General features: G+C 72.6%; 1 protein-coding gene. It reads left to right on the top strand.

Translation table 11 applies throughout. The features are described from left to right. Window positions 1-53: 53 nt before the first annotated feature. On the top strand, window positions 54-5,724 hold a 5,671-nt coding region (locus E1292_RS49100), incomplete at its 3' end, for a type I polyketide synthase (RefSeq protein WP_220447446.1).

The following is a 5,724-nucleotide window of genomic DNA, read 5'->3' as shown; positions in this document are numbered from 1 at the left end:
GGACGTTGCATGTGGATGAGCCGTCGCCGCATGTGGATTGGTCGGCGGGTGCGGTGGAGTTGCTGACCGAGGCTCGTTCCTGGGACGAGCTCGACCGTCCGCGCCGCGCCGCCGTCTCCTCCTTCGGAGTGAGCGGCACCAACGCCCACGTGATCATCGAACAGGGCGATGAGACCGAGGTCACCAGGGGTGACGACGGGGCTCTGCCGGTGCTGCCCTGGCTGATCTCGGCCAAGAGCCCCGAAGCGCTGGCCGGACAGGCCCGGCGGCTCGCCTCGTGGGTGGCGGAACACCCCGAGCCCGACCCTGCAGGGATCGCCTGGACGCTGGCCGGCGGTCGCAGCGTGCTGGAGCACCGCGCGGTCGTCGTGGGCGCCGACCGCGACGAACTGCTGGCCGGGCTGGAGGCGCTGGCCGAGGACCCCTCCGCTGCGATCTCGGGGAGTGGCTCCGGTGGGAAGGTGGCCCTGCTGTTCGCGGGTCAGGGCAGCCAGCGGCTCGGCATGGGCCGCGAGCTCGCCGAGGCGTTCCCCGTGTTCGGCGCCGAGCTGGACGAGATCTGCCGGGTGCTCGACCCGCTGCTGCCGCATCCCGTACGTGAGGTGATGTTCAGCGATCCCGACGGTGTGCTGAACGAGACGGGGATGACGCAGCCTGCGTTGTTCGCGTTCGAGGTGGCGCTGTATCGGCTGCTGGCCTCGTTGGGGGTGCGGGCGGATGTGCTGGTGGGGCATTCGATCGGGGAGATCGCGGCTGCTCATGTGGCGGGGGTGTTCTCGCTGGAGGATGCCTGCACGCTGGTGGCGGCGCGGGCTCGGTTGATGCAGGCGCTGCCTTCTGGCGGGGCGATGCTGGCTGTCGCGGCTCCGGAGGCGGATGTTCTGCCGTTGCTGGCCGGTCGTGAGGACCGGGTCGGTGTGGCGGCGGTGAACGGTCCGGCTGCGGTGGTGGTGTCCGGTGATGAGGCGGCGATCGCGGAGATCGAGGCCCGGGCTGAGGTGCGGACGCGCAGGTTGCGGGTCTCGCACGCGTTCCATTCGCCGTTGATGGAGCCGATGCTGGCCGAGTTCGCCGAGGCGATCAGCGGTCTCGGCTTCCACGAGCCCACCATTCCGGTGATCTCGAATGTGACGGGTCGCCTGGCCGAGCCTGGCCAGCTGACCGACCCTGCTTACTGGGTGGAGCATGTGCGTGGCGCGGTGCGGTTCGCCGACGGCGTCGCCGCCGCCCGTACGACCGGCGCCAAGGTCTGGATCGAGGTCGGCCCCGACGCCACCCTGACCGCGCTGGCCCAGCAGAGCGCCGAGGACGGCGTCTTCGTCCCGAGCACGCGCAAGGACCGCGCAGAACCGCTCGCGTTCGTGCAGGCCCTGGGCCGGCTGCACGTGCGCGGCGTGGCCGTCGACTGGGAGGCGTTCTTCGCCCCCGCCCGCCCGTCGCACGTGGACCTGCCCACCTACGCCTTCCAGCACCAGCGGTACTGGATCTCCGCGCGCGCCGGCGCCGGCGACATGGCAGGGGCGGGGCTCGCGGCCTTCGACCATCCCCTGCTGAGCGCGGTGACCGAGGTGGCCGGCGGCGAGTCCGTCATCTTGAGCGGCCGCCTGTCCGTCGCAACCCAGCCGTGGCTGGCCGACCACGCCGTCAACGGCACGATTTTGCTGCCCGGCACGGCGTTCCTGGAGCTGGCGCTGCAGGCCGGCCAGGAGGTGGGCAGCCCGCTCGTCAAGGAGCTCACCCTGCAGGCGCCGCTGCTGCTGCCCGCCGGCGGCGGTCGCCAGGTGCAGGTGGTCGTCGGCGCCGCCGACGCCTCCGGCGCGCGGTCGATCGCCATCCACTCCCGCGCCGACGGCGACACCGCCGGCACGTGGACCCGGCACGCCGACGGCGCGCTGTCCGCCGCCGCGCCCGCGCCCACGGACGGGCTCGAACAGTGGCCACCGGCCGGCGCCGACGCGGTCGACGTGTCCGGCGCCTACGAGCTGCTGCTGGGCATGGGATACGAGTACGGGCCCGTCTTCCAGGGCCTGCAGGCCGCCTGGCGGCGGGACCAGGACGTGTTCGCCGAGGTCGAGCTGCCCGAGCAGGCGCACGCCGACGCGGCCAGGTCGGGGCTGCACCCCGCCCTCCTCGACGCCGCGATGCACGCTCAGCTGATCGCCGGCGACGGGCAGACCGTGCTGCCGTTCTCCTGGGCCGGAGCGCGGCTGCACGCGGCGGGCGCGAGCAGCGTACGGGTGCGGATCTCCCGTCTCCGCGAGACCTCCATCGCGCTGACCATCGCCGACGCCGACGGCGCGCCGGTGCTGTCGGTCGAGTCGCTCGCCGTCCGCCCCGTCTCGGCGGACCAGCTCACCGCCGCGGGCAACGACCGCGCCGAGTCGCTGTTCCGGGTGGAGTGGACTCCCGTCTCCGCTCCCGACAACGCCGAGCTGTCCGAGCTGCCCGAGCTGGCGTCGATCGCCGAGGACGGCGCCGTGCCGGACGCGGTCACGTACGTGGTGACGCCGCCGGAGGCGGAGGTCCTCGACGCCGTCCACGAGATCGTCGCCGACGTCCTGAGCGCGGTGCAGGGCTGGCTGGCCGACGAGCGGTTCGCGTCGTCTCGGCTGGTGGTGGTGACGCGGGGTGCGGTGGCCGTTGATGACGGTGACCGGGTGGACGTGTCGGCGGCCCCGGTGTGGGGCCTGGTGCGGGCGGCCGAGGCGGAGAACCCGGGCCGGTTCGTGCTGGTGGACGTGGACGGCAATCAGGAGTCGTGGGACACGCTGGCCGGCGTGGCGGCCTCCGGAGAGCCGGAGGCGGCCGTCCGCGGCGGCCAGATCCGGGCTCCGCGGCTGGTGAGGGCCGGGACCTCGGCCGGCGAGCCGGTGTTCGGACCCGAGGGGACCGTCCTGGTCACCGGGGGCACGGGTGGGCTGGGCGCGCTGGTGGCCCGCCATCTGGTCAGCGAGCACGAGGTCAGGAACCTGTTGCTGGTCAGCCGGCGCGGTCTCGACGCGCCTGGTGCGGCCGAGCTGGTGGCGGAGTTGTCGGAGCTGGGCGCCGAGGTGGACGTGGCGGCCTGCGACGTGGCCGACCGTGACGCGCTGGCCGCGCTGATCGTGTCCATTCCCGACGAGCGCGCGCTGCGCGGCGTGGTGCACGCCGCGGGCGTGAGCGACAACGGGCTGGTCGCGTCGCTGTCGGTGGAACGGCTGCACCGGGTCCTTGGACCGAAGGCCGACGCGGCGTGGCACCTCCACGAGCTCACCCGTGACCTGGACCTGTCGGCGTTCGTGCTGTTCTCGTCCGCCGGCGGTTCCGTCCTGGCGGCAGGGCAGGCCAACTACGCGGCGGCGAACGTGTTCCTCGACGCCCTGGCGGTGCACCGGCGGACGTCGGGGCTGGTCGCCACGTCACTGGCGTACGGGCTGTGGGAGACCGACGCGGGCATGAGCGGCTCGCTGAGCGAGGCCGACTTCGAACGGATGCGGCGCCAGGGCCTGCCGGCGTTGACGGTGGACGAGGCGCTGGCCCTGTTCGACGCCGGATCGGGCTCGGACGCGGCGGTGCTGGTGCCGCTGCGCGTCGACACGAGCGCGCTGGCCGGCCGCGGCTCCCGCCTTCCCGCGCTGCTGCGCGGCCTGGTGCGCGGGTCGGTACGGCAGGTGGCCCGCTCGACCGGGTCGAAGCTGGCCCGCCGGCTCGCCGGGCTGGAGGGCGCGGAACGCGGCAGGATGCTGCTGCTGGAACTCGTCCGCAAGGAAGCGGCCAAGGTGCTGGGCCACGCCTCGGCGGACGCGGTGCAGCCCGACCGCGCCTTCCAGGAGCTCGGTTTCGACTCCCTGACGGCCGTCGAGTTCCGTAACCAGCTCACGGCCGCCATCGGCGTGTCGCTCCCGGCCACGCTCATCTTCGACTACCCGACCGCTGAGGCCATCGCCGACCACCTGGCCAACCAGATGGCCGGCGGGCAGGCCGCCCAGTCCACCGTGACCGCTACGAAGACGGTCGACGAGCCGATCGCGATCGTGGGGATGGCGTGCCGGTATCCGGGTGGTGTGCTGTCTCCGGAGGATCTGTGGGAGCTGGTGGCGCAGGCTCGCGACGGGGTGGGGGAGTTCCCTGCCGACCGTGGCTGGGACCTGGACAAGCTCTACGACCCGGACCCGGACAGCCGGGGCACCTCGTACGCGCGGCACGGCGGGTTCCTGTATGACGCCGCCCAGTTCGATCCGGGATTTTTCGAGATCTCGCCGCGTGAAGCGCTCGCCATGGACCCGCAGCAGCGGTTGTTGCTGGAGACGTCGTGGGAGGCCATCGAGCGGGCCGGGATCAGCCCGACCCGGTTGCGCGGCAGCCGGACCGGCGTGTTCGCCGGTGTGATGTACCACGACTACGCGCCCCAGCTGTCGGCTGTGCCAGGTGAGCTCGAAGGGCTCATCGGCACGGGCAGCTCGGGCAGCATCGCCTCCGGCCGGGTGTCCTACAGCCTGGGACTGGAAGGCCCCGCCGTCACGGTCGACACGGCCTGCTCCTCCTCGCTGGTGGCCCTGCACCTGGCAGTCCAGGCGTTGCGGTCGGGCGAGTGCGACCTGGCGCTGGCCGGCGGCGTGACCGTCATGGCCACGCCCAGCACCTTCATCGAGTTCTCGCGCCAGCGCGGCCTGTCCGCCGACGGCCGGTGCAAGGCGTTCTCCGCCGACGCCGACGGCACCGGCTGGGGCGAGGGCGTCGGCATGCTCCTGGTGGAGCGGCTGTCGGACGCGGAGCGCAACGGACATCACGTGCTCGCCGTGGTGCGGGGCAGCGCGATCAACCAGGACGGCGCCAGCAACGGTCTGACCGCTCCCAACGGTCCGTCGCAGCAGCGGGTGATCCGGCAGGCGCTGGCGAACGCCGGGTTGTCGGTGGCGGATGTGGACGCGGTGGAGGCGCACGGCACCGGTACGAAGCTCGGTGACCCGATCGAGGCGCAGGCCATCCTGGCCACGTACGGGCAGGACCGGGACCAGCCGCTCTGGCTGGGCTCGCTGAAGTCGAACATCGGTCACACGCAGGCCGCGGCCGGTGTGGGCGGTGTGATCAAGATGGTCATGGCGCTGCGCAACGGCATGCTTCCCCAGACGCTTCATGTGGGCGAGCCTTCTCCGCATGTGGACTGGTCGGCGGGTGCGGTCGAGCTGCTGACCGAGGCCCGTCCGTGGGACCAGGCAGACCGTCCGCGCCGGGCTGCCGTGTCGTCGTTCGGGATCAGCGGCACCAACGCTCACGTGATCATCGAGCAGGGTCCGGTTGTGGAGCCGGAGCCTGAGCCGGTGGAACGGGTGCCGGTGGTGCCCTGGCTGGTGTCGGCGAAGAGCCGGGAGGCGCTTGGGGCGCAGGCTGGTCGGCTCGCGTCGTGGATCACGGCGCGGCCGGAGGTGGACCTCGCGGATGTGGCGTGGTCGTTGGCGGCGGGCCGGGCGGTGCTGGAGCAGCGTGCGGTCGTGGTGGGTGCTGATCGGGACGAGTTGGTGGCGGGGTTGCGGGCGCTGGCCGACGATCCGTCCGTTGCGATCTCGGGGAGTGGTTCTGGCGGGAAGCTGGCTCTGTTGTTCGCGGGTCAGGGCAGCCAGCGGGTCGGGATGGGTTCGGTGCTGGTTGAGCACTTCCCGGTGTTCGCGGAGGCGTTGGAGGAGATCTGCGCCGGGTTCGAGCCGTTGTTGCCGCGTCCGCTTCGTGGGGTGATGTTCTCCGATT

This window comes from Nonomuraea deserti (genome assembly GCF_004348685.1).
Taxonomy (GTDB): Bacteria; Actinomycetota; Actinomycetes; order Streptosporangiales; family Streptosporangiaceae; genus Nonomuraea; species Nonomuraea deserti.
This window is presented reverse-complemented; position numbering and strand designations above follow the sequence as displayed.